The organism is Limnospira platensis NIES-39 (assembly GCF_026000695.1).
GTDB lineage: Bacteria > Cyanobacteriota > Cyanobacteriia > Cyanobacteriales > Microcoleaceae > Limnospira > Limnospira platensis.
The window spans coordinates 4,886,547-4,911,497 of record NZ_AP026945.1; the positions used below are offsets into that span (position 1 = coordinate 4,886,547).

The window sequence follows — 24,951 nt, forward strand, 5'->3', positions numbered from 1 at the left end:
TGTAGCATCTGATATATCAAATAGTTAACAGACAAATTCAGTTAATGATGCTAGGCTCTATGTATTAACTGATTAAAGGTGATGATTATGGCTAGTCCAGTAACTCTTAATGGTGCCACTCTCGAACACCAATTGCTAGAAGTTATCGAGCAAGTTCAACGTGCACAGATAAACGCAACTAGAAACCCTAATGGTGTAACGGTAGTTACAGCTTATACCCGCAACATGGCAACTGGAGCTGTGACAGTATCCCTAACAATCCCTACTGATGATGTTTGGGATGCTACTGATGGCTCTATCGATGTACAAGCCATCGCTGTTTTTGTTGACTAGGGTTCATTAACTAGGTAGACATTAACACTATTGTTGTCTACCTATCTAAAGTTTTGTTTGATAATTAATGAGGTTAAATTATGCCATTAAATGATGCTTACAATAAATATAAAGACAATTTTGTTGCTAAACTAGGGCAACCAAAGGGAACCTGTCTTGGGAGGTCTCTAAACGTTGAGGCTCCAGTAGACAAGACATCAAAGTATGTTATCCCAATGCCTATGTTGCTGCTTCATACGTTATCCTCTAACAGTCAAGGCTTAGAACCAGCAGAGGTTAGAGAGTTAGATATTTGGAAACCCGCCCCTAGAGGTAATACTGGAACGTCTAACCCTAACAGAAGAAAAGTACCTTCTGGCTTGAGTTATAACGTTGGTAAAAAGACAGGATTTTACCGTGTCTTTGTGGAAGGTCCTGCTCGTCCAACAAATCCAGGAATTTGGCGCGAATATACAACATCAGGATTTAACGCGGGTACTAAAAGGTTGCGGTTTATTACTTTAAAAGTTCCTAACATTTTCTCGATTAACTGCTTGCTATATGTTTTTGCGCATTATTGGACTATAAAACCAATATCACTCAGGACGAATCATAAATGGTATCAAATACCTGATAAAGATGATTATCCATTAGACGGTTTAGGAGAACTAACCACAGGTAGAACTGAAGCAGCTAATCAAAAGAAAGGGGAACAACCCGGGGACACAACCAAATCAGGAACCAACGTTTAAAGTTAGTAATCGACTACTTGTTACTAAGTATATACCCGTTAACTCACAAAATAGGATTAACGGGTTTTTTGTATTTGTTATTATTTGTAAATTCTATATATAGTTAATGTAATACTTGATATTTTTATAAATAAGTGTAAATTGTATAATTTATGTTTATTTTTAATAAACTAATCAAATAAGATGATTTTAATTAAATACAGTGAATTCAAAAGAGCAAGGTAACTATACAGTTACAGAATCAATTGAAGGTAGCGTAACTGTAGAAAATGTAACTAATGTCAATACTAATAAAGTATTGACTCCTACAGAATACATTGAGACGTTGAGTCGGTTTAATCAGTTTACTAAGTTTCTGGAGTTGGTTAATACTTACCTTCCTTACCCCAAAACTTCATTAATTCAATCATTGACCAACAAACTCCAAACGTCGGAGATTATCAACTCAAATACCTTTTATCTGACATATTCAGAGATTGCCACACTTAAACGAGTCACCAACGCAATCCTGACGCTATTAAAAGCAGGTGGAGTAAAGCTACCTCGTAAGGTTACGGGAGCCATACAGGATGATATTAATGCACTAGAAGACCATCTATTGGGCTCTGAGAGTGATTTAGAGGATGAAGATAATGAAGTCAACCCATTTTCTAGTTGGTTAGATTAAGGGGTCTAGCATAAAGTCACCTTGCATATAAATTGTCTAGTGAAGTGTGAATTAAAAAATATGCAAGGTGGCAGTCAACAAGTAACAGGAAATTATAGCATGATACCACGTCATTGGTCCGAGGTTAGACTTAACCTACGAAACATCGCGTTAACCCCCTTGATGTATATCGGTCATTCCCTATATATCAAAGTTCCAATTTCAGGCGTAAGGGGGTTTATATGGCAATCAACATTAGTTAAGTTTGATAAGGATTTTATTGCTTATTTTATAGGCGAAATTCTTAAAAAATTAATCCCATTACATCCTGACAAACTTGAGGAAATTTGTACAGAAGCCCTAGAGTTCTACAGAGAAGAATGGAATATATATCAAGCCGAAAACGGCGGGGATAGAGAACCTGATAATCCTAATACATCTTTCGGAGTGTACCCAAAAGATGAAAAATAAATACAATGCTAGAGGACAAAAAATAGACGGCTATTATTTTCCAAGTGCATTTGAATGTAGGGTTTATCACCTTCTACGAAAACATGATAATCAATTAATTGTTCACCCTAAAATGACATTAATTGAACATGCAAAACCTTGGAAAAATATCACCTGGATTCCAGATTTTTATAGTCCGTTCTTTAATCGTTACATCGAAGTTAAGGGAGTATTAACTGATTCATTTAAGCTAAAAATGCAGTTATTGCAGTACCTTAATCCTGGTTTAGTCAATCAGTGTTGGTTTGTTATAAGGGGGACATCCTACCGATGGCAAGGCATCTCATTTATCAATATCGACGAGTTTAAGGGGCTTTGGAAAAACTTAGAGATTCCAAGGGTAAACAATGAATAAACTGCACTACAGAGGGATTTTTGATATCACGGGAGAGCTGTTAAGTGCTACCTATAACCCACATTTATTTGAGTATGAAATCACTCAAATAGCCTACCGGATACTAACCCCTATAAAGGAACATAAAACCCAGGAAATCCTTGATTTAGCTTATTCCTATATGGGTTGTTATAGCCCTAGGGGGGACTACAGAGGTCACGCTACAGCAAGGTTGACAAATGAAGGCAGCCTACGAGTATCAATTGTTGGTAACCCTCAATTTTGGGATGTCTGTAAAAAAATCTCAAAAACAATCAATCAATCATCAAAGGATAGTTAATCATGAGTATCGGATATTACGGCAAAAAACAGGACGATAAATTTAGTTATTGCAGTGCAGTTAAGCCCGGTGAAACGGGAACCTTTCTAATTGTTGATTATGCACAAATACGGATAAAGCCACCTCACCTATGGATATTCGGGAAAGGTATTTCTGGGGATTTTCAGAATTTCAATGATAGGGATTGGAGTTATTCCCAAGGTGATAAAGAACTAATGGCTGTACGGTTTTGTATTGAAAAATACGAGACTGAATATAACGGCAAAAAACGGGAATATAACCCTACGATGCCAGAGTTGGCGTTACTGAAGCTAATCCAAAGCGATACAGGATTAACTGACGGGTCTATGATGTTCACTGCCACTATTAACTTAGGGCAATCAGCGGTAAGGCCAGCCAACAAAATACTAGAGAGCGATAGCATTGCTGACCTGGAAATAGAATGTACCAACATATTCTATATCGAAAATATCGCCCCTTTTGATGGCAATATAGCGGGCTACTCTGTCGCCGATATCGACGCTTTCATTGAATCCAAAACTAAAAATAAAGCAGGATTTAATGGAAAGGCAAAATACAAAACCTTCGAGGAAAGGTTAACAGAAGGGGCTAAGGTTTTGGATTGTGACCCTAGCTTTGAGAGCCTTTATAACAAGGTTAAACAACTTGATTCTAATGTATTAATTGCATTAATTGAATTACTGCGATTAATGTAGTCACAAATAAATCCCCCCTAAATATTTAGGGGGGAATAACTACCATACCATGTCAACAAGTCAAGAGCGATAAGAGGTTACTACCATGTCTGAGGACTATATTGATTATAGACTAATTAGAAGTCAGATGTCATCTGAACTAGAAGAAATAATCACAGAAGGCAACCTGGGTGAGCAATTAGAGTCTGTTTTACGGGCTGTCTGTGTTCTACCATATCCTGATATTCAGTTTCCAATTATCGCCTCGTTTATAGCGTCTCCAGTAACGTTAATGTCTACCGCTGGTATCCTGTTCCTTTGGGGGTCTAGCGGTACTGGAAAGTCACAGATAGCTACCGTAGCATCTGAACTATACAAGACAACCTCGGTGCTTGCTAATAGCACTTTCGCTTCACTGAGAAACAAGATACAACATGAACGATTTTATGACCCCCTTCAATGTGAATTTGAGAAAAATTTTATATTGGTATGGGAAGATATCACCCCTAGCTTATTAATTGAAAATGAGAATATGTTATCGCTTTTCAAGGTGTTAAACCGCAAAAATAGCCGAATAACCATCAGTAGTCAGACACCGGGAACTAACATGATTTTTAATGCTTTCGCTTTAAAGGTGATTAATTCAATACATCCATTGTGGACATTTTGGGAGTTAAACGAACTCAAAAGACGGATGTTTCCTATATGGTTTAAAAAGAGACTATGACATCAGAGGAATATAGGGGCAATGGTTACGAGTTAAGTGATTTAAACGATGTAGAGGATATTACGCTTGATAAATTATCATCTCAATTAGAAATTTTCTGGAGAAATATCGATAACTGCAATCAATACAGCAAGGTCAAAAAACAACTACAGAAACACAAAAAAGATATCATTAACGCTAGGTTATCAAGTGAAATTATTGTCACCCATTCATTGATTTATCAATTATCTATCAATGAATCAATTAAACGCTTCAATGATTACTGGGATTTTGTTAATGAAAAAATCTTGACTATATCATCAGGTACTGAACAATTTTTAGACAGTTTTATCACTCAAGGTATTGAGGCAAAAATGAAACAAAATAACCAGGCAATTAACGCGGGATGTCCTGAGTTAACCGAGGTTGTAACTGATATCGACCCGAAAGCGTTAAAAGAAGCCATTGAGAGAGCCAAAACAGATGGATATCTTGATAGTCGCGTTAATGTTTCAGAGTTGACTAATCTAATGAAAAATAGAGGATATAATATGATTAATAAGAACAGCAAAAATGTTTGGAAACACATCATATAGGAGACCAAAAAATGACTAAACCTCCCAACACAAATGCCATTATAAAGGCACGGTTTAAAACATTTAAACAAATGGTAGATAGTACAGTCTACAACGCTAATAAAGAAGACGCTAAGGAAACGTTAATTTCAATAATGAATGATTGCGAGGTTGAGTTATCCTTAGCAGAAGCGAAAAAACAATTATCGCTCAAACAGCTTAATTATATTCAGCATTTACTAACCAAAATCGAATAATTTAAACCCTTCCGAAATGACGTTAAACTATCACAACTTAACCACTATCAAAGGATAAAACCATGTCAATCAAATTAAGTACACCCGGATTAAACGTAGTAGAATATAGCTACATGAGTAATCGATTAAATCCTAACGTTGTAGGATTACTTGACTTAGTAGAACTTGCTATCACGCCTGAACAATTTGATGAAATTATCGAATGTATCCAAATCCACAGGCATTTTTTAAACGCGGAAATCGAGTTACTCAAAGGCATTGAAGCCTTGCTTAATGCAAAAATTACAGAACACAACAATAATCAAAATCACCCCGATAATGATGATCACAAGTTCAATTAATCAATAGGAAATAAAGCCATGAATGAGTTTGAACAAGAAAAAATGATGGTTATTGCAGAAATGGCTAGGGAGATTTACATTCAAATGATGTCACGAGATATCTCCTATTCCAATCAGGATACTAGGGTGACATTAGCCGAAATATCTCATAACGCCGCTGTTGATTTTATGATGGTACACGAGAAATGGGTAGAATCTCAGTATCCAATTATTACTCGATTTGATTCAGGCATAATATCACCTGAATGCAACCTTAATGGTTATAACAGCGATATCCTACTGGGAGGTGATTTTCATGCCTAAGCTACTCCCGGTAGTCACACTAACAGGGTCTTACAAAGGGTTTCTGGTAGGTCATGGTAATATCTGTATCGAAGTAGGTTCTTTAGAATGGTTTAAATACCTAGAAACCCATAAATCCTTTTCAGTGGAGGTTAATGGTAAACGATTTACAGCGTGCAAAAAACTCTCAATCAATGGTTTTACCTACTGGAACCTCAAAGGGTGGGATGGTAGCGTCAATCATCACATTTACATAGGGAAAGCTGACCAAGTCACTGTAGATAAGTTAATAGACGTAGCTAACGCTATGATTGCTAAGTGCAGAACAACCTAAACCCTAACACCTAACAGCTACCCCAATAACTTAAATGGCCCCCTATGGTTTCTAACTGTAGGGGGTGTCTATGTATTTTTTGCCAATAGGCCTATTGCAATAGGCCTATTGAAAATTTATATGAATGCTTGCCTCTAATTTACCCACAATAAACACCCTAAGCCAAAACCTTAACCCGTCTATTAGGGGTACTGAGTTCCGCACGGGATGATTACCCCTATAAATTGGAGACTTGTCTAGCAGTATGTAGGTATCGGTTTCGATGCGGAATCAATTCCCTAGGATTATGTGAATAACCGATGTCGCTGGTAAAGCAATTGTCTAGGATTATGTAGGTATCAGCGAGAGATGACGAAACAAGTCCCCAGTTGAAAAGTTGTTTAGGGGTATCGGGTTGGTTCCGGTAGATGATAGTTCAGGTTTTGCGATCGCATTTTGTTGGTAGTGAGTAGGCTCCTCAATATTTCACCAATAATCTGACTCCCATAGGGAACCAGGTAGGCGGTCTGATATCTTTGTACATTGATAGGGGTATCGTTGTACATTGATAACCTAGTGGGTTCCCCCTACGGCTACCTACGGCTATCGTGTTGACTTGGAAGCATATCCCCCCCCTAACCGAAACAAGCACTATTGGGGAAACGAACGATGTGATAGCAGTCAATGGTGAGGAACGAACCGATAGGCTTGCCATTGACGGGTATCACAAGGGAGTTACCCTATCGGTGTTTGGTTAGGGGGAGATAGTAGGCATTTGACAGATTGATTAAGTTGTGCTTATTGATTAACCCGTCAATAATTAAGTTTTGTTGCTGAGGGATATGCGCTAATTGTCCCGTGTGCTAAGACTGAATGGAGTGCATTTTGAATGTAACAGTACGACTAACGGGTTAGTTAATTTCCTCCTATCGCAATAATGATAAGGGTTTAAGTTAATTGGAGATGTTGGGTACGAAACCCAACATCTTGGTTGGGTTTCACTGCGTTTCACCCAACCTACAAGAGATTTGGCAACTTGGTTGGGTTTCACTGCGTTTCACCCAACCTACAAGAGATTTGGCAACTTGGTTGGGTTTCACTGCGTTTCACCCAACCTACAAGAGATTTAGCAAGCCCTCACCACTAAATTAAACGATAAACAATTGACCCATCACTCTCACGATTATCCATGGTAATTAACTGCTGTATCATCATTTCTTCTAACGTTTCCCTAACTTGTTGACTGCTTAAACAGGTTTCTATTACACAATCAGCTAGGGTGACTTCTCTGTTTCTTTTCATAAGTTTGAGCAGCTTCAGTTCAACATTATTTGCTGAGGGAAGATTGGCTGAATTATTCTGGTTTAAACCGCTATTTAGTTTCTTAGCTTGATTAACAGCCCGGACATTTTCAATAGTAGCAACCACAACATATATACCTGCCACTAAGTCAAAAAATTCATCATCATCTTCCAAAGATGAATCTATCATCAATCCCAAAAACGTTATCAAAATAACTATTCCAAATCCTTTAAATAAGGCTTTATAACGTCCGGTATAAATATAGCCAATCGGTAGAAAGAAAAAGGTCAATAATCCCGTAGCCCAAGCATTTTTATTAGCCAATTTGCTAATTCTTTCGGTATCTTGTGAGTCACTCATAATCAATTCCTCAATTTTAGATGATTATAGTTAGGGCATAGGAAGGGGACTAAGCTACCACTAAGCGATCGCACATCTTCAACTCTCTCAGGAAATCAAAATAACCTGATCCAAATAGATATAACACATCCTGAGCGCGGGTCATTGCCACATAAAATTCCCGGCGAGCCTTTGCTTTTTCACCCACACCAAACTGCTGCACCCACGGGATAATTACAGCTTTGAACTCTAAACCCAAAGCTGATTTACCAGTAACCACCCTGACACCAGGATGACTAGAACAGTAGTTAATTTTGTGGTCATGTTTATTATCATTCACCCAAAAAACTCCCATTCCGATATGGTCTAGGGTTTTAATTAGATGCTCAAAAGATTGACTCTCATTTGTTCCCTTATAGCGGTAAATCACAGCAATCTCATGAGGTTTATATCCCTCATTTACTAACTTCTTAATAGTGTCAATTACACCATTAATTTCATCCATACGGTTTGGTTTGATATGAAGCTGTGGTATCTTACCATGTCTAACTGCTGCCAAGGGTTCTACCACAGGAAATGTCTCATCTTCCAGTTCATCATCTTCTGCTGAAGATAGATCACAAACCATAGCCCATGCTAACTGTAATATTTCCTCAGTATTCCGGTAGTTTTGGGTAAGTTTTCGCATCCTCCCCTTTGCTTTCACTCCCACAGATTTCCAGGTAAACTTATGTCGGCGATAAATACTCTGGGAACGGTCGGATACAATTACTAAATCGCCATCTTCTGGGTCTTTGAGAGCCGCCGTACAGCATTCAAACCACTTAGGATGGAAAGTATGACCTTCATCTATTAAGATGGCATCCCACCTGTCATCGCTGGGAATTTTTTGCAGTGCATTTAACAGCCTAGTACCCATTTCATAGTCGTATATATCGTCGTCTTTAAAATGGTTAGGATTGGGTAGACCTCTGAGGACGGATTTTGCCCAAGCATGGAAGTGCATAACTTCAATGCGTCGGTGATATAAAAGGTTATAGTCTTCTTTGATGAGCGATCGCAAATAAGATGCCAAAGCAACATTATAGCAGAGAATTAGGACTTTCGTATCTGTCCAACCTCCCGCTAAAATTTTAGCGCGACTGAGAAGAATCAAAGTTTTGCCACTACCTGCGACTCCCGAAAATAGTCGATGACCGGAATTTAAAGAACGCGCCAATTGTTCCTGGCGATAATCGAGAGTTGTCAGAATAATAGCATCCGGCTTAACCAGTTTACCTTCCGGGACACTGCTAGGTTTAGCTGGTTCTTGTCTAACCTGAGCTTCTGGGTGAATTACCCCTCGAATAGTATTAATTTGGTCATCTTCTAAATCTGCAAATTTAAATCGGACGGTAAACATGGCTTCCAGGCGTTTAATCAGCGCCCTTTCTCCGATTTCTTGCCATGTCATCAGTTCATCTTTGTAGCAGACCTGTGGCTTTTCTAGTAAGGCATAAATATGATTTTCCCGCGCCTGTGCTTCTGTGATATTAGTCATCACTGCACCGACACCGATAGGACATACCAACTTACCTTGATAATCTCCATCATCTTGGCACAGGATAGAATAGCCTTTAAGTTTGGAAAGCAGAGCATCTAGGTAGCCTTTCGCTTGTCTCATAGGAGACTGACAATGCTCTAATTGACCGTCTTGTTCAATATGAAAGAAAAAACTATCTGCTTTGTGGATTTGTTTAACTGACCACCCCTTAACTTCTAGTATCAGTAAACCGAAGCTGGGACTAAGGATCATAAAATCGGGGTAAAATCCGCTGGTAATGGGTTCATAGTAAACAAAGAAGTCGTCAGGTAGTTCATCCCGCAACAAGCGGAACAGCATTTTTTCTCCTTTGCTGGCTTTCGATGGGATTGAATCAGGGATGACTAATGCCATGGTTGATGAGCTAAGATGACCTGAATAGCAGCCTTGAGCTTTTGAGTAAATTTGCTTGTCGCCGCACTGATAAACTCAGTATAAAGCAATTCCTACGATTTCACAATGGGTTTACTTAACTTCATGATTGAGTGTTCGTCAGTGTCAGTAATTTAACGGATTAACTACTAACAGCTACCATGGGGAGCCTTTTCTCCTCCAGAGAAATGACAGGAGGTTGTTTGGTGAATGTTCTCCGTGGAGGCGGTTACATCTGCGATTAAGCAGGAGAATGGGGAGTAAAATTGTAAGTGTCAATTATACAGAATAGTTTGTTCTCTTGGCGATCGCATCTGAGAGGGAGGGAGGTCAAATAGATAGAATTGAGACTCCCCTGATTGGGGTGTGGCACATTCCTCAATAATGAGGAATGTTAAGCCAAGTTTTCACGGATTAAGAAAGATCGACAATATTTGCCCACTTAGCAAACGAGGGAGGAAAGAAATTTACCTCATAGCCTGAATCTTCCCATTCTTTGACCCACAGAGGGATTTTACCCCCATCAGGAGTTGAAGCAAATAACCGGGCTTTGTTCTCCACGATATAAAATATCTGTTTGAGAGTGTCTCCCTTGTCTAAAGCATCACTCAGGATTTCGTCTAACTCCGGGGGGACTCGCTTAACCCTTGTTTTGTCGTCCTCGACCCAAACCAGTTTTAAAGATTTGAGGTCGCGCGGACCCAGGTTGGTTTTAAAATAAACCCGTTTCAGGGTAGCCACGGGAGCTAAACTTCTTTCTATCCTTCTGATTTGCTGGAGTCTCAGAAAGTGCCATTCTGCTAAACGTAGTCTTTCTTCCGGTGAAATAACCCCTTTACTGGTAGCGTGTTTAAGACCATATTTAGCTTGGGAACATCCGAGGTTAGCCAGCAGATGGATTAACTCTCGTTCTTTTGGTGTGGCTTGTCGCCTCACTAAATTATGGGTCGGTTGCCGTCTTGTTTTAGTATCCATCTCAATTGGTTCGCTGCTGACGATGATAAAATCTGGGTGAAACTATTCAGTTTTCAGTAAGACTGGATTAACTTTGGTGTGTTGAAATCGATATTTCCCATCATGGCGATCGCTCCTGACTTTTTACAGTCTATCAGTACCGGGGTACGACATTAATTTTTCAGCCAGAGTCACTTAGCTACCACTGAGAAATAGGATCTTGATTTTGGGGAGTTGGACAGGAACAAAACCAAGCATGGCGGGGATTTTTCCGGTTAATGGTCTATAAAACAGCTATCCCACTTTCAGAAAAAGCGGGTGATTGCAATAGACCCCTTGAAATCTCCAAAACCGACCTGTAATAATTAATACAGACTCGCAAACCTTGATTGGTCGGTAACAGGAATTGAGCTTGTCCGTAGTGTCCGTGAGTTGTCCACTCAAATCCGACCTGATTCCCCTAGTTCAGGGGGTCGGGCGGATAGGAAATCTACCAAAGTTATCCGAAAGTTTATCGATCATTAGGGTGTTTTTTCATCAGGGTGCATTTCCTTTACTCAAAACATCTATCATCATTCTACCTCAGCCAGAGAGGGTTGCTCTCATGCTTTGAGGCGATTAGTTTCGATGACCCACTGTTCTCACCGGAAGCCAAAAGCATTCCGGTGCGTTTTTTTGTGCCCATTTTGGTTGCTGAGAGTTTCCTTTACCAAATCTTTACAATAGGGGGCTTGACCCCTCATAGCAAAAAGGCTATATTGTGTTATGTAGATGCACCCTGATGGTAGAGAGAGTTGCTCAGGCAGTTCTCTCTTTTTTTTTGTCCCGTTTCCTGGACTGTGGCAGAATACTACTCTGGTAGCCTCAAATATGGCGGGGAATATGGGAAAGCGGGTTCACCTCTGGGAAAGTTGGGTTAAGCACGATCGCATTAATTTGGTTTTACTACTGGTCTGGTGCGCGATCGCCTTAATTTTGCGTCTGATCAACTTAGAAGCTAAACCAATCTGGAGTGATGAATTCGCCACCCTAGCCTTTAGCCTGGGTCATGGTTTCCATAGGGTCCCCTTGGATACAGCGATCGCTCCAGAATTACTGCTGTTTCCCCTACACTTGGGCGATCATATGGCGATCGCTTCCGTTTCCGAAAGGCTATTTACAGAAAGTAACCATCCCCCCATTTACTTTTGGTTGACCCATCTGTGGGTTCACTGGTGGGGAACTCCGGGGGATTTAGTCTCAATTTATATAGCCAGATCCCTTAGTGTTCTATTTGGGGTCGCTACAGTTCCCGCTATATTTGGCTTGGGGTGGCTATGTTTTAGATCTGTACTCGTTGGACATCTGGCGGCGGCGTTCATGGCCGTTTCACCATTTGGGGTATATTTAGCCCAGGAAGCACGACACTACACTTTGGCAATGTTCTTGGCGATCGCATCTTTCGCCTGTCTCACGGTCGCTATTGAACGCCTCAAAGCACAAATCTCTCTCCCGGTCTGGCTGGTTTTGGTGACTGTCATAGTTAATAGCCTAGCAATGGCCGTGCATTTCTTTTTTATCTTCCTCCTGATAGCCCAAGGGTTAATAGTTTTGGCATTTTGGATTCAGGATATCCGCTACTATCCTCTACGGTTTCCCAAGCTGAAACTCTGGAAAGGGTTTTATGCGATCGCATTAGGTACAGCTATCGGTAGCTTGGTGTGGTTGCCAATTTTTCTGAAAATTTCCACCGGAGATAGCCAGTTAATTGCTTGGACTTTACCGAGTCGCAATCATTTTATTGAGCCCATTTTTCGGCTAATCGCTTGGGTGATTACTATGGTGATTATGTTACCCGTCGAAAAGCAACCTTTGCCCATTATTATAGTTTCTAGTGCCGTGGCTTTGCTGGTTTTAGGGGTATTAATCAAATTATTATTTGATGGTTGGAAGTTGACAAGCGATCGCCACAAAGAATCACTGAAGTTATGGCTAGGCTTTACTTTGGTGATTATGGCTATATTTGTCGGCATGGCTTGGGCTATTGGTTTGGATTTAACCCTAGCAGCCCGATATCAGTTTATTTATTTTCCCGTCGTGTTACTAATCCTGGCCGCCGGGTTAGCTAAAAGTTGGGAGTTTCCCGGAAAATCTCAATGGCGACGATATGCGATCGCTTTTATAGGTTTCATGTCTTTATTAGGTGGGTTAATGGTAGTGTATAACTTAGCTTACCACAAACCCGATCGCCCCGAACTTGTCGCTGAGGAAATATCCGCTTATTTAAGGTCAGATATTCCCACCTTAATTGCCACCGTTCACAAAAGCCATGAACAAACCGGGGAAATGATGGGAATTGCCTGGGAATTACAAAAGTTAGGTATCCGGGAAAATTCCCCTTTCTTTCTACTGGCGCATCGCCATGATGGTGATTCTTTAACTTCGACCAATACCTTAGTTAAGACTCTGAATAGATGGCCGCAACCCATGAATTTATGGTTGATTAACTTTGCCGCTGAATTTGACCATTCCGGGTCTAATTGTGAGCGAGAATTGGGGGTAAAATCTCGCGTTCGGGGTTATTTCTTGCGGATGTATCGCTGTGGGTATAATGAGAGTTTATGAGGGGAATTGTGCTTTAATTTGCTGATGGGGTTTGCATGGGGGTGACACTTACAGATACTATGGTTATTTAATAACATAAGTTAGCAAAAGACATGAAGGCAATTACTCTTCTCGGTTCTACAGGTTCTATCGGTACTCAAACTCTCGATATTGTTGCTCATCACCCCGACAAGTTTAAAATTGTGGGATTAGCCACAGGTAGTAATGTCACTCTCCTGGCGCAACAGGTGCGACAGTTTCGGCCGGAAATTGTCGCTATTTGTGACCAGAATAAGTTGTGGGAATTGCGAGAGGCGATCGCCGATCTTGACCCCCAACCCATTATAGAAGCAGGAGAGTCTGGTATAGTGGAAGTTGCCCGCTATGGAGACTCGGAAGCTGTGGTGACTGGTATTGTTGGCTGTGCCGGACTATTGCCAACAATTGCAGCTATTGAAGCCGGTAAGGATATCGCCCTGGCTAATAAGGAAACTCTCATCGCTGGCGGACCTGTCGTCAATCCTATGATTGAGAAATATGGCGTTAAATTGTTACCCGCTGACTCCGAACATTCCGCTATTTTTCAGTGTCTGCAAGGGGTTCCCTCTGGGGGTTTACGACGGATTATTCTGACAGCTTCTGGGGGCGCTTTTCGTGATTGGCCTGTAGAAAGGTTAACCGAGGTCACAGTGGCTGATGCAACTACGCATCCTAATTGGTCCATGGGGCGTAAAATTACCGTTGATTCCGCTACCATGATGAATAAGGGTCTCGAGGTGATTGAGGCTCATTTTCTCTTTGGTTTGGATTATGATCAAATTGATATTGTCATTCATCCCCAGAGTATTATTCACTCTTTGATTGAGTTGCAGGATACTTCTGTATTGGCGCAGTTGGGTTGGCCGGATATGCGTTTGCCCCTATTATATGCTCTATCTTGGCCGGAAAGAATTTATACCGATTGGGAACAGTTGGATTTGGTCAAAGCTGGTAATTTGACTTTTAAAGCACCAGATAATCAAAAATATCCTTGTATGCAGTTAGCATACGCGGCCGGACGGTCTGGGGGGTCTATGCCAGCCGTGTTAAATGCCGCTAATGAACAGGCTGTGGCTCTGTTTTTAGATGAAAAAATTAGCTTTTTGGATATTCCCAAGGTCATTGAAATGGTGTGCGCGCGCCATGAACAAGATAATTGTCAAAATCCTAGTTTGGATGACATCTTAGCCGCCGACCTATGGGCGCGTCAAGCAGTTATAGAGGCTAGTGCAAGGGTTCATCAAAAAACGGCGATCGCTTTGTAGTTGATTCTATCCCAGAAAAACCCGGTTTCTGTGTCCAGTGGGAACTAGAGAAACCGGGTCTTTTAGCTAATAATGGAGTGTTGCCCTAAGTAGTGACACCAGTTTCCGGTTCTGCTTCAGGGGTTGGGGGTTGGTAGGAATAGTATCCCGCTACTTCCTCATAAACCTTGATGTATTCCCGGGCTGAGTTTTCCCAGCTAAAGTTTTGGTGCATGGCTCGCTGTTGGAGTCGCCGCCAATGGTCTTTATAGCGGAAAGCCTCCGAAGCGCGAACCATAGACGTAAAGAAGTCCAGAGGTTCGTAGCGGTCAAAACAGTAACCTGTGCCGCCTTCCCCTACTGGGTCGTTATGGGATACCGTATCGACTAAGCCTCCTGTACGCCGCACAATGGGAATACAGCCATAACGCATTGCTAACATTTGGCTAATTCCGCAAGGCTCAAAACGACTGGGCATAATTAAGGCATCCGCACCAGAATAAATCCGCCGTGATAGGGCATCATTAAACAGAATTTGGGTCGTCATTCTCCCCGGATAGCGGGATGCCATTTGCCACATTTGGGTTTCGTAATAGCGATCGCCTGTTCCCAGTAAAATAAATTGGGAATCAGTAAAGGACATAAACTGATCCATAATTTGAATTACTAGATCGAGTCCTTTTTGTTCCACCAGTCGTGTTACCATACCAATCAGGAAGGCACCGGAGTTAACTTCTAGTCCTAACTCTTCCTGAAGGGCAACTTTATTGGTTTTCCGTTTTTCCACGGTATCAGCATTAAAGTTTTCCACGATATAGCGATCGTTTTCCGGGTTATAAGACGACGTATCAATCCCATTAAGAATCCCCGACATTTTGCCACTTATATAGGAGAGCAAACCTTCCATGTTTTCCCCATAGCCAGCCGTTTGAATCTGACTAGCATAAGTGGGAGATACTGTAGTTACCCGGTCAGCAAATTGAACCGCTGCCGCCATGACATTATGACCTTCCATAAACCAAGGACACCAGGTAATCCGTTCCAAAAACCAGCGCCAAGGTCCTTGATAAGCTAAATTATGAATGGTAAAGATAGTACCTATATCAGGGGTTTCTTTCATCCATACGGGAATCATCCCGGTATGCCAATCATGACAGTGAACAATTTGGGGTTTCCAGTAATTCCAACAAAATTCAGCAGCCCCATTCGCAAATAGGGTGAACCGCCAATCCTCATCTTCTCCATAGTAAATCCGACGAGGCATAAACGAAGGATGTCCAAATAAATATAATGGAACATCAGTTTTGGGAAATGTCGTCTCAAAAACCGCAAATTTTTGATACATGGCGGTTCCCCACCATATAGGTTCCTTGGGTATTTTGATTTTGTCTGGTAAAAAGCCATAGTAGGGCATAAATACCCGGACATCATGGCCCATTGCCCGCAAGACCTGGGGCAAAGCACCCACGACATCCCCCATACCCCCGACTTTGGCCAGGGGTGCCGCTTCCGCCGCTACAAATAAAATTCGCATAATTGTATTTTGCGTTCCCTTAGATCGAGATGCGTAACGTGATCATACCGGAGGCCGTTGCAATATTTTTACATTTTTCCGAAAGTACCTAGAATGATCCCACCGGTCAGCCTAGAGCAAGAAGTGATCAACGTTCACACATGAATGCTCCGCCACCTGCGTTCCGCGAGGTGGGGGTGGGGACAAGGATTTATCCCTCGTGACAGGTGGCATTCTCACCGTGTTGCGGGAACTTTTGCCCGCATACACCCCTAAGTCGTTTCCGCTTCGGGCTGATGAATAGTTTTGCCCTGAGTCTGACGTTGATTAACCGACTACAGAGGACTTATAAGCCGCTTTACCTTTCTCAACCAATCGTGTCTCTGGGGAGTTCGGGTTCTATGCCCGCCCATTACCGTGCCAGTTGATTAGGGGTCGAGAGTGAAGTCACCTTCACCCCCTCCCATTCAGAACCGTGCATGAAAGTTTCCCTTCACACGGCTCCTAGTTTGATTGCTCCATTGTTAAGGACACAGCATCGGCTTCATCTAGTGCCGTTTTATCATCATGACAGTGGCGGTGCAATAGTTGAAGATTCTTGTACTCCTCTTTACCACCTTGGCTTCGAGGTACTATGTGGTCTACTTCAACTAAATCTGATGGGGTAAAGTATTGCCCACACCAGGCGCACCTACCTTTTTGCTTTTTAAGTAGTTTTGCTACCCTTGTTGGTGTATCGATTGCCTGACCTTTCCTGGTTGCCCAATAAGTCCAATTTCCGTCGTATGGTGTTGCATCCGGGCGCACTAGGGTATGTCTGACAATTGGCGTCCAGCTATGCTTGTGGAAATGTAACCCATCTTTGGTTTGGAACATCCAACTTTCTTGTCTTTCTTTCCCATTACTGAGTTTAACTTTTCCAGGTATGAAATAATTACTCAGTTTTTCGTAGTTTGCCTTTCCGCATCTTGAGACTGTCCATGCCCTTAACATTTGCCAAATTATGTGGTCTAGCTTAGAGAAGGTTTCTATTGAAACGACCCCTGAATAGTAATTTGACCATCCCCGTATTATCGGATTTAGCTTGCTAATCAAGGCTGATTGGGGTGCTGTCTTATGTTGTTTGATTACACCCTTAATCACTTCTATCTGGGCTTTAACTGCCTTCTTACTGGGTTTGATGTGGGTTAAAAAGGTTTTCCTTGTGTCCCTATTTATCTTCCCCGCTCTATGTTTTCCTGCTGGGTATTGCCTAATATTGAATCCCAAGAAATCGAAACCAGGTTCTTCTGTTTTCCCTTCATATTGTATGGGGTTAAGTGTATGACACACTCTGGTCTTTTCCGGTTTAATCTCTAATCCTATAGGTTTTAACCAACGGGAAATAGCAGTTTTGCACTGTTCAATGATGTCCAGTGACGGTGATATCACTACAAAATCATCAGCGTATCTTATTAGGGTGGCTTTAACTTTACCCCCACTTGCTTTTGGATACATTGTTTCAATTAACCTAGCCATTCCATCCAGTGCAATGTTGGCGAGTATTGGACTTATTACCCCTCCTTGTGGTGTCCCGGCTTCTGTATCCTCGAATACGCCATTGTCTAGCACTCCTGCTTTTAACCATTGTTTCAGGTCGCGTTTAATTACGCTAGGACAATGAATTTTGGACAGTAGGTAATCATGGTTTATTCGGTCGAAGCATTTCGCTATATCCGCATCAAGGACATAGTATTGACCCTGATTTATGGCCGTGTATATTCTACCAATCGCGTCATGGGCTGACCTGCCTGGTCTGAACCCGTAGCTTGTGCCTTCAAATCTCCCTTCCCATTCGGGTTCGAGAGCCGATTTCACCAAGGCTTGCCTGGCTCTATCTTGGATTGTGGGTATCCCTAGAGGACGTTTCTCATCCCTTCCAGGTTTTGGAATCCACACCCTTCGTAGTGGTTTTGTTTTGAGGTTTCCCTTGATTTTCTCAGCCATTTCTAACCTTTGCTTAGGGGATATTACGACCATCCCATCTACTCCAGCCGTCTTTTTGCCTTGATTGTCTTGGGTCACCCGTCGCACCGCTAAGAGCCGGGCATAATATGATTTCACCAATAGACGTTGCCACCTTCTAACCTTCGCGTCCTGTCCCGATTTAGCTGCTTGGAATATCCTCTTTTGGAGCTTAAAGACGTATCGCTGAACCTTAGTCCAGTTGATACTTCTCCATACAAACGCACGTCTTGATTGGTCTGGTTTTCCCAAATCCGTTCTTTAAACTCGATTTCGTCATATTAACCCTTAATCGACTCTATCCTTGCAATCAAACCGTGACCCGTTGGCATATCCCGTCCATTACAGCCGGGCGTTAGCTTCTGGTCACATCTCACTCCCTCAAAGGCCTGCGCTTACACTTTCACTACTGAACATTTCGACCAAATGATTCAGAGCCATTGAGGGGTTAAAACGTTCCGTTTATATGGGCTTTCCATCTTTAGATTTGTCCTCTCCACCGGGGTACTTTAAAGGTCTGTGTAGGTAGTTTATCTAGCCTCCTACTTTTCCCCTTACTCTTTTGAGCGCAGCGTATCAACCTATTTCGCTACTTAGTTCTTACGATGGTTCAAGTCAGACATTTGGCTCACGCCTAATCATGGATGGTTGGCAGTGGTCATGGTTCCAATACTAGGTTGTATCTCGGAGCCTTCCGTTCCCCACTTCAATCTGACGGGTTGTGAGTCCTGAAATTGGGGGTGGCTATCGCCGTTACTCTCTACGCAATTGTTAAAGAATCATTAATATTTCCGATTTTGCGTTTTGACCTTGAGTTCCCTACCTTGTTTTGTATATTTCTATACCAAACGTTGGGACATATAAACAGTTATGGGGATGGTCAGAAGCGAGATCCTTATATTCAACCAAGGGGTTGAAGTCCCCACCAGGCGGTTATTTCGGGTATTGCAACCCTATTTCATGCCTGAACGTCTCGCACAGATAGAAGAACTATACCACAATCTCCGCTCCTTGACCCCCACGCCGCAGGCAGGTGGGGGAGTGCGTCGCTCTTTTTGTTCAACCATTGTATGTTGCTAATAGCATCTGGGATTAGTTTAATTATTGACACCAACCCGGTTGTGGTTGGTGTCCTGATTGACTATGGTGCAGGTTGAATACCTGTTATCCCGATTTAACTTAAAGCCTTATCCTAACGACGATAACCGGAATTTACTTAACCCGATAACTATGCCTAGTTACTCAGATATTACTCACAATCTGGTATTGCACAGTGAGGAATGATGAAGAGAACGGAGGAAGTTGTCCATGCTTCAAATAATAGATAAGTAAGCGAATTGATTTGTACAACATCTCAGTGGACTTGGAATAACACAAAGTTTTGCGATGTAGCCTGGCTAAATAGTGCCTCAGACGGCAGTTTTCTCCTTCTACTCTTGTCATAGCCGTTTTGCTGACTAGATGATTGCAATCCTCAATTAAGCAAGGATAAACTTTGTATCCGTCCGTAATATATAGAAAACAAGCCCAGCCCTGAATCATTTGCCATAATGTGGTAAAAGGTGCGAGACGTTCAGGCATCAAATAGGGCTGCAATGCCCGAAATAACTGCCTGGTGAGGATTTATACCCCTTGGTTGAATATAAGGAGATCTCTCCTGACCATCCTCATAACTGTTTATATGTCCCGACGTTTGGAAAAATCCAAACAAGGCAGGGAACTCAAGGTCATGAACCAACTGAGAAATCAGGGAGTAAAGAGTAACGGCGACAGCCACCCCCAGTTTTGGGAATCATAGCCCCAGGACTGAAGCGGGGAACGGAAGGGGTGAAGTAGAACCTACTACCAGATGCGACCACTGCCAACCATCCATGATTAGGGAAACCGAATGTCCGGCTTGAACCATCGTCATTATTGAGCAGCGAAACAGGTTGATACGCTGCGCTCAAAAGAGTAAGGGGAAAAGTAGGGTAATCTTTTCATCACCTACACAGACCTTTAAAAGTACCCCGGTGGAAAGGACAAATCTCAAGATGGAATGCCCATATAAATGGAACGTTTTAAGTCCTCCTAGACTCTGATTATTTGGTCGAAATATCAGTAGGGATAAGTGTAACCGCAAGTCTCGGAGGATGTGAGATGTGACCAAAAGCCAACACCCTGCTGTAATAGTAGGGATATGCTAACAGGTCACGGTTTGATTGTAAGGAATAGAGTTTAGTAGGTGTACAAATGGCGATAGCGAGTTTAAAGAAAGGGTTGGGAAAACCAAAACCAATCAAGACTACGAACAACGCATGGAAGACAATCCCATGGACTAAGGTTCAACGGAAAGTATTCAAGCTCCAAAAGAGTATATTTCAAGCAGCTAAATCGGGACAAGACGCTAAGGGACGAAGATGGCAACGTCTATTGGTGAAGTCATATTATGCCCGGCTCCTAGCAGTGCGACTGTAGGGGCGGGTTCCACGGTCAGCCATGCTTCCCAACAGTCAGCTTAATAAACCCGCCCCCCAGGCGGGTCAAGGCAAGAAGACAGCCGGAGTTGATGGAGTAAGAGTAATCTCTCCAAGACAAAGGTTTGAGCTTGTGGAGAACATTAAGGGAAATATCAAAGCAAAACCACTGCGACGGGTGTGGATACCAAAACCTGGCAGGGATGAAAAAAGCTGGAATAGGAATACCCACAATCCAAGATAGAGCAAGGCAAGCCTTGGTCAAGTCGGCTCTCGAACCTGAATGGGAATCGAGATTTGAAGGTACAAGCTACGGGTTCCGTCCCGGACGGTCCGCCCATGACGCAATTGGCAGAATTTATATTGCCATAAATCGAGGACAATATTATGTTCTCGATGCCGATATAGCAAAATGCTCTTACCGTGAACCATGATTACCTACTGTCCAAAATTCATTGTCCAAGTAGCCTAAAAAGAGACCTGAAACAATGGCTCAAAGCCGGCGTGCTAGATAACGGTGTATTAGAGGATACAGAAACAGGGACACCTCAAGGAGGGGTAATAAGTCCAATACTCGCCAACATCGCACTGTTGGGAATGGAAAGGCTAGTTAAAGAAATGTATCCTAACAAAGGAACAACCACTCAGATAAACCTTATAAGATACGCCGATGATTTCGTGGTAATCTCCAAAGACCTAGGAATCATTGAACAGTGCAAAACTGCTATCACCGAATGGTTAAAACCTGTAGGATTAGAGATTAAACCCGAAAAGACTCGAATTGGTCACACACTCAAACCTATTGAGTCTAATGGCAAAACAGAAGAACCTGGGTTTGATTTCCTCGGATTCAATATCAGGCAATACCCAGTAGGAAAATATAAAACTGGAAAAACAGGGGGACGTAAGAGCCGATTAATCGGACATAAAACCCACATAAAACCCAGCCCAAAAGCAGTTGCCCACACATAAGCGATAAAAGGTGTAATTAAACAATCTAAAACTGCACCTCAATCAGCCCTGATTAAACATCTAAACCCGATGATTCGGTGATGGACAAATTATTATTCAGCGGTAGTCTCAACAGAGACCTTCAATAAGCTAGACAACATAGTTTGGCAAATGTTACGGGCATGGACAAAATCAAGATGCCAAAAGGCAAGTTACGAAAAGCTAGGAAACTATTTCAGACATGGAATGGTTAAACTTAGCAATGGGAAAGAAAGGCATGAATCTTGGTTATTCCAGACCAAAGATGGAATCCAATTATGGAAACATAAGTGGACTCCAATTGTCAGACACACCCTAATACGCCCGGAAGCAACACCATACGACGGAAATTGGACTTACTGGGCAAACAGGAAAGGACAAGCAATCGATACGCCAAATAGAGTTGCAAAACTACTCAAGAAACCAAAAGGTAGATGTACCTGGTGTGGGCAATTCTTTACCCCGTCAGACTTTATTGAAGTAGACCATATTGTACCTAGAAGCCAAGGCGGAAAGGATGAATACAAGAATCTTCAACTATTACATCGCCATTGTCACGATGATAAAACAGCTCTTGATGAAGAGATGATGCTGTACTCTTAACAAGGAGACGGTCAAACTAGGAGCCGTATGAGGTGAAAGTCTCATGTACGGTTCTGCTGCTGAATGGGAGGGGTAGACCGTGAGGTCTATCTCGACCCCTAATTCAGCAATGAGCGGTCGCCTATGACAAACTTCAGAATTCCAGGCAGTTTGGTATTCACAACTGTCCAGACCCAGATGGTTTTTTTTGAACCCACAAAAGTCTGAAGCTCATCAATTTGAGCTATTTCAGGAATTTCATAGTTTTCCTCATCACATCTGGGTTTCTGCAACTCTAACCCAGTTAAGTATTGTGTTGTGAGAAATACCAGTGACTCTCTCAATGGCTCGAAATCCCATGCCATTGAGGGACATTTTCACACAAAGCTCTTTGACATCAGAACTGTAACCTCCAGGACAGGGATTTTCTCGAAATTGGCGACCACATTCACGGCACAGGTAACTCTGTTTTCCCTGACGATGACCATTTTTGACTACTTTATGGCTTTGGCAATAAGGACAATCCATCTTGATTTATTTGAGAATATCATTTTCTATTATGCAACACCTACAAAGCCAAGCCAACAGCTATGGGGTAGGTTCAGAAAAGCCAGCATTGATATTTGGTCAGCGGGACTCGGACTATCAGTCTGGGTAAGGACTGGAAGACTCCAAGAGAGTGTATCTCGCCACGCTAACCCTCAACCCCCCGAGAACCGCCCTAGGGGAAAAAGCCCAAAAATTATCAATCATAGGGTCTGGGAAATGTCCCCCTTTATCCACAGGGCTAAGTCGGGAGGATAGCCCAAAATATTCCGTAACCAGGATAACTGCTACAACTACCAGGAGAAATTATGTCCGATATAACTAAAGAAGAAATGCGCGAAAAATTAGCTAATATTGAGAAAATTCGCGATATTATTTTTGGTTCTAATATCCGGGAGTTTAATAACCGCTTCGAGAAAATGGAGTCGGATTTATCTAGGCTTCAGCAAGAATTTCATGATTATGCACAACAGCTAAAAAGTGTTTTTTCGACTGACATTAGGGCGACTAACGAAGCCTTTGATAAAAAGTTTAAATCTCTAAGTACAGAGAGTAAAGAAGAAGCCCCGGAACTGCGACAGCATCTTGAGAGAATCAATCGTAAGTTTTCTAACAGTATTGAATCTTTGGATCAATCTCTGGATACTCAAACTAACCTGCTCCGTGATGAATTCAACCAAACTAGCAAACTAGAGATAGGTGGCAAGAAGACTTTAGGAATTTAACAAGTGAGGTATTTTAACAACTTTATCAACGTTTGTCGATGAGGGGAAATGACAAAGTTTCTAAACATGATATGGCAGAAATACTGTTGGAAATGGGGATGAAGCTAAAGGGGACGGAGTTTGTGCCACAGCTTCAAGATGCGGCGGATACTAATATGTATACTGATATTTAATTGATTAGGGGTCGAGATAGACCTCACGGTCTACCCCTCCCATTCAGCAGCAGAACCGTACATGAGACTTTCACCTCATACGGCTCCTAGTTTGACCGTCTCTTTGTTAAGAGTACAGCAACATCTCTTTCATCAAGAGCTGTTTTATTGTCGCGGGTGTGGCGATGTAATATTTGAAGATTCTTGTATTCATCCTTTCCGCCTTGGCTTCTAGGTACAACGTGGTCTACTTCAATTAAGTCTGATGGGGTAAAGTATTGCCCACACCAGGTACATCTACCTTTTTGCTTTTTGAGTAGTTTTGCTACCCTATTTGGCGTATCGATTGCTCGTCCCTTCCTGGTTGCCCAGTAGGTCCAATTTCCGTCATAAAGTGTTGCGTCAGGGCGTATTAAGGTATGTCTGACAATTGGAGTCCAGTTGTGTTTGAATAGATGTAACCCATCTTTGGTTTGGAACATCCAATTTTCGTGTCTTTCTTTCCCATTGCTAAGTTTAACTGTTCCATTTCTGAAGTAATTCCTTAGCTTTTCATGGCTTGCCTTTCCGCATCTTGACACTGTCCATGCCCGTATCATTTGCCAAACTATGTTGTCTAGTTTGTTGAATGTCTCGGTTGAGACTACCGCTGAATAATAGTTTCACCATCCTCGGATAATCGGGTTTAGTCTGCTAATCAGGGCTGACTGAGGTGCTGTTTTATGTTGTTCTATTACACCTTTAATCACTTCTGTATGGGCTTTAACTGCTTTTTGGCTGGGTTTTATGTGGGTTTTATGTCCGATTAATCGGCTCTTAGGTCCCCCTGTTTTTCCAGATTTATATTTTCCTACTGGATATTGCCTGATATTGAATCCTAGAAAGTCGAACCCTGGTTTCTCTGTTTTATCATCATACTCAATAGGTTTGAGCGTGTGACAGATTCGAGTTTTTTCAGGTTTTATTTCTAAGCCTACAGGTTTAAGCCATTCGGTGATTGCAGTTTGGCACTGTTCAATGATTCTTAGGTCTTTTGAGATGACCACAAAATCATCGGCGTATCTTATGACATTCGCATACGGGCGATTGTCTGTTTTCTTAGGGTACAGTTTTTCAATTAACCTAATCATCCCCAACAGTGCGATGTTAGCGAGTATTGGACTTATTACCCCTCCTTGAGGTGTCCCTGCTTCTGTATCCTCGAATACACCGTTATCTAGCACTCCCGCTTTGAGCCATTGTTTCAGGTCTCTTTTTAGGCGGCTTGGACAATGAATTTTGGACAGTAGGTATTCATGGTTCACGGTAAGAGCATTTTGTTAGGGGTCGAGATAAACTTCACAGCCTACCCCTCCCATTCCAAACCGTGCTCGCGAGTTTCCCAGCACACGGCTCCTGATGTAGATACCCCTTTTGTCACTGGGAACAGGGTTACAACCCCCTGCTTTATGACCTCAACTTTCAAAGCTATATGCTTGCGTTAGTCTTTCAACTCGCTGCCATTA

At 42.0% G+C, this 24,951-nt stretch carries 29 protein-coding genes and 3 pseudogenes; 23 read left to right on the forward strand and 9 right to left on the reverse strand.

The window, feature by feature from the left end; genetic code table 11:
* Positions 1-87 precede the first annotated feature (87 nt).
* The 13 genes from N39L_RS24105 (at position 88) to N39L_RS24165 (ending at position 6,084) form a co-directional block, all read left to right on the forward strand.
* A complete protein-coding gene (locus N39L_RS24105) occupies positions 88-333 on the forward strand; it encodes a hypothetical protein (protein WP_035735928.1) in 246 nt (81 codons plus the stop codon).
* A gap of 80 nt (positions 334-413) precedes the next feature.
* Positions 414-1,064 (forward strand): hypothetical protein, encoded by a 651-nt coding sequence (locus N39L_RS24110; RefSeq protein WP_014274046.1) that lies wholly within the window; start codon positions 414-416, stop codon positions 1,062-1,064.
* Positions 1,065-1,266: 202 nt separating this feature from the next.
* Positions 1,267-1,731, forward strand: coding sequence for a hypothetical protein (locus tag N39L_RS24115; protein ID WP_014276602.1), 465 nt, complete (start codon positions 1,267-1,269; stop codon positions 1,729-1,731).
* Positions 1,732-1,830: 99 nt separating this feature from the next.
* On the forward strand, positions 1,831-2,181 hold the full coding sequence (locus N39L_RS24120; protein WP_035738196.1) for a hypothetical protein: 351 nt from the start codon (positions 1,831-1,833) through the stop codon (positions 2,179-2,181).
* On the forward strand, positions 2,171-2,575 hold the full coding sequence (locus N39L_RS24125) for a DUF1064 domain-containing protein (protein WP_014276604.1): 405 nt from the start codon (positions 2,171-2,173) through the stop codon (positions 2,573-2,575). The genes N39L_RS24120 and N39L_RS24125 overlap by 11 nt, the downstream gene beginning before the upstream one ends.
* A complete protein-coding gene (locus N39L_RS24130; RefSeq protein ID WP_014276605.1) occupies positions 2,568-2,894 on the forward strand; it encodes a hypothetical protein in 327 nt (108 codons plus the stop codon). Before N39L_RS24125 ends, N39L_RS24130 begins: the two co-directional genes overlap by 8 nt.
* 2 nt (positions 2,895-2,896) lie before the next feature.
* Positions 2,897-3,610 carry a hypothetical protein gene (locus tag N39L_RS24135; RefSeq protein ID WP_014276606.1) on the forward strand — a complete coding sequence of 238 codons (714 nt, stop codon included), beginning with the start codon at positions 2,897-2,899 and terminating at the stop codon, positions 3,608-3,610.
* Positions 3,611-3,695: 85 nt separating this feature from the next.
* Positions 3,696-4,316, forward strand: a complete 621-nt coding sequence (locus tag N39L_RS24140; RefSeq protein WP_014274432.1) for a hypothetical protein — start codon at positions 3,696-3,698, stop codon at positions 4,314-4,316.
* Positions 4,313-4,891: a hypothetical protein gene (locus tag N39L_RS24145; protein ID WP_014276607.1), complete on the forward strand. Its 579-nt coding sequence runs from the start codon at positions 4,313-4,315 to the stop codon at positions 4,889-4,891. The genes N39L_RS24140 and N39L_RS24145 overlap by 4 nt, the downstream gene beginning before the upstream one ends.
* An 11-nt stretch (positions 4,892-4,902) precedes the next feature.
* Positions 4,903-5,127: a hypothetical protein gene (locus N39L_RS24150; protein WP_014274638.1), complete on the forward strand. Its 225-nt coding sequence runs from the start codon at positions 4,903-4,905 to the stop codon at positions 5,125-5,127.
* Between the two features lie 62 nt (positions 5,128-5,189).
* Positions 5,190-5,468, forward strand: a complete 279-nt coding sequence (locus tag N39L_RS24155) for a hypothetical protein (RefSeq protein WP_231851994.1) — start codon at positions 5,190-5,192, stop codon at positions 5,466-5,468.
* An 18-nt stretch (positions 5,469-5,486) separates the two neighbouring features.
* Positions 5,487-5,771 (forward strand): hypothetical protein, encoded by a 285-nt coding sequence (locus N39L_RS24160; protein WP_014276609.1) that lies wholly within the window; start codon positions 5,487-5,489, stop codon positions 5,769-5,771.
* Complete coding sequence (locus tag N39L_RS24165; protein ID WP_014276610.1) at positions 5,725-6,084, forward strand: hypothetical protein; 360 nt, start codon at positions 5,725-5,727, stop codon at positions 6,082-6,084. The genes N39L_RS24160 and N39L_RS24165 overlap by 47 nt, the downstream gene beginning before the upstream one ends.
* A 380-nt stretch (positions 6,085-6,464) precedes the next feature.
* On the opposite strand, the gene N39L_RS24170 is transcribed toward N39L_RS24165, so the two are convergent.
* From N39L_RS24170 to N39L_RS24185, 4 genes are all read right to left on the reverse strand, one after another.
* Entirely contained in the window at positions 6,465-6,629 is a 165-nt protein-coding gene (locus N39L_RS24170; RefSeq protein ID WP_014276611.1) for a hypothetical protein, read from the reverse strand.
* A 577-nt stretch (positions 6,630-7,206) separates the two neighbouring features.
* On the reverse strand, positions 7,207-7,725 hold the full coding sequence (locus N39L_RS24175; RefSeq protein ID WP_014276612.1) for a hypothetical protein: 519 nt from the start codon (positions 7,723-7,725) through the stop codon (positions 7,207-7,209).
* Positions 7,726-7,774: 49 nt separating this feature from the next.
* Entirely contained in the window at positions 7,775-9,640 is a 1,866-nt protein-coding gene (locus N39L_RS24180; protein WP_014276613.1) for a 3'-5' exonuclease, read from the reverse strand.
* Positions 9,641-10,072: 432 nt separating this feature from the next.
* Positions 10,073-10,633, reverse strand: a complete 561-nt coding sequence (locus tag N39L_RS24185) for a hypothetical protein (protein WP_006617254.1) — start codon at positions 10,631-10,633, stop codon at positions 10,073-10,075.
* Positions 10,634-11,482: 849 nt separating this feature from the next.
* Between N39L_RS24185 and N39L_RS24190 the strand changes: the two genes are divergently transcribed.
* Complete coding sequence (locus tag N39L_RS24190) at positions 11,483-13,216, forward strand: glycosyltransferase family 39 protein (RefSeq protein WP_014276614.1); 1,734 nt, start codon at positions 11,483-11,485, stop codon at positions 13,214-13,216.
* Positions 13,217-13,308: 92 nt separating this feature from the next.
* Positions 13,309-14,499: a 1-deoxy-D-xylulose-5-phosphate reductoisomerase gene (dxr, locus tag N39L_RS24195; RefSeq protein WP_014276615.1), complete on the forward strand. Its 1,191-nt coding sequence runs from the start codon at positions 13,309-13,311 to the stop codon at positions 14,497-14,499.
* Between the two features lie 85 nt (positions 14,500-14,584).
* Here dxr and glgA read toward each other — a convergent pair whose 3' ends face one another.
* Entirely contained in the window at positions 14,585-16,012 is a 1,428-nt protein-coding gene (gene glgA / locus N39L_RS24200) for a glycogen synthase GlgA (protein ID WP_006617251.1), read from the reverse strand.
* A gap of 483 nt (positions 16,013-16,495) precedes the next feature.
* Positions 16,496-18,247: a group II intron reverse transcriptase/maturase gene (ltrA, locus tag N39L_RS24205; protein ID WP_014276616.1), complete on the reverse strand. Its 1,752-nt coding sequence runs from the start codon at positions 18,245-18,247 to the stop codon at positions 16,496-16,498.
* Between the two features lie 891 nt (positions 18,248-19,138).
* Between ltrA and N39L_RS24210 the strand changes: the two genes are divergently transcribed.
* Positions 19,139-19,279, forward strand: a complete 141-nt coding sequence (locus tag N39L_RS24210; RefSeq protein ID WP_167538960.1) for a hypothetical protein — start codon at positions 19,139-19,141, stop codon at positions 19,277-19,279.
* Here the strand turns inward: N39L_RS24210 and N39L_RS24215 are convergent.
* A pseudogene (locus tag N39L_RS24215) lies at positions 19,238-19,564 on the reverse strand (IS1 family transposase); the annotation flags it as partial. The gene N39L_RS24210 and the pseudogene N39L_RS24215 overlap by 42 nt on opposite strands.
* Before the next feature lie 663 nt (positions 19,565-20,227).
* On the opposite strand from N39L_RS24215, the gene N39L_RS24220 reads away from it, so the two are divergent.
* The 5 genes from N39L_RS24220 (at position 20,228) to N39L_RS33390 (ending at position 22,044) form a co-directional block, all read left to right on the forward strand.
* Positions 20,228-20,452 (forward strand): reverse transcriptase N-terminal domain-containing protein, encoded by a 225-nt coding sequence (locus N39L_RS24220; RefSeq protein ID WP_014275810.1) that lies wholly within the window; start codon positions 20,228-20,230, stop codon positions 20,450-20,452.
* A 21-nt stretch (positions 20,453-20,473) separates the two neighbouring features.
* The gene (locus N39L_RS24225; RefSeq protein WP_014275811.1) at positions 20,474-20,695 is read left to right on the forward strand and encodes a hypothetical protein; all 222 of its coding nucleotides are present in this window, start codon (positions 20,474-20,476) and stop codon (positions 20,693-20,695) included.
* Positions 20,655-20,885, forward strand: a complete 231-nt coding sequence (locus N39L_RS24230; RefSeq protein WP_014275812.1) for a reverse transcriptase domain-containing protein — start codon at positions 20,655-20,657, stop codon at positions 20,883-20,885. Before N39L_RS24225 ends, N39L_RS24230 begins: the two co-directional genes overlap by 41 nt.
* Positions 20,875-21,423, forward strand: a complete 549-nt coding sequence (locus tag N39L_RS33385) for a reverse transcriptase domain-containing protein (protein WP_014275813.1) — start codon at positions 20,875-20,877, stop codon at positions 21,421-21,423. Before N39L_RS24230 ends, N39L_RS33385 begins: the two co-directional genes overlap by 11 nt.
* A 150-nt stretch (positions 21,424-21,573) precedes the next feature.
* A complete protein-coding gene (locus N39L_RS33390; RefSeq protein ID WP_014276618.1) occupies positions 21,574-22,044 on the forward strand; it encodes an HNH endonuclease in 471 nt (156 codons plus the stop codon).
* 104 nt (positions 22,045-22,148) lie between these two features.
* Here the strand turns inward: N39L_RS33390 and N39L_RS24240 are convergent.
* Positions 22,149-22,551, reverse strand: a pseudogene (locus N39L_RS24240) (IS1 family transposase); the annotation flags it as partial.
* A gap of 1 nt (position 22,552) precedes the next feature.
* Here N39L_RS24240 and N39L_RS24245 point away from each other — a divergent pair.
* Positions 22,553-22,681, forward strand: coding sequence for a hypothetical protein (locus N39L_RS24245; protein WP_286131460.1), 129 nt, complete (start codon positions 22,553-22,555; stop codon positions 22,679-22,681).
* A gap of 196 nt (positions 22,682-22,877) precedes the next feature.
* Positions 22,878-23,294, forward strand: coding sequence for a hypothetical protein (locus tag N39L_RS24250; RefSeq protein WP_006615921.1), 417 nt, complete (start codon positions 22,878-22,880; stop codon positions 23,292-23,294).
* A gap of 279 nt (positions 23,295-23,573) precedes the next feature.
* Here the strand turns inward: N39L_RS24250 and N39L_RS24255 are convergent.
* Positions 23,574-24,750, reverse strand: a pseudogene (locus N39L_RS24255) (group II intron reverse transcriptase); the annotation flags it as partial.
* Between the last annotated feature and the right edge of the window lie 201 nt (positions 24,751-24,951).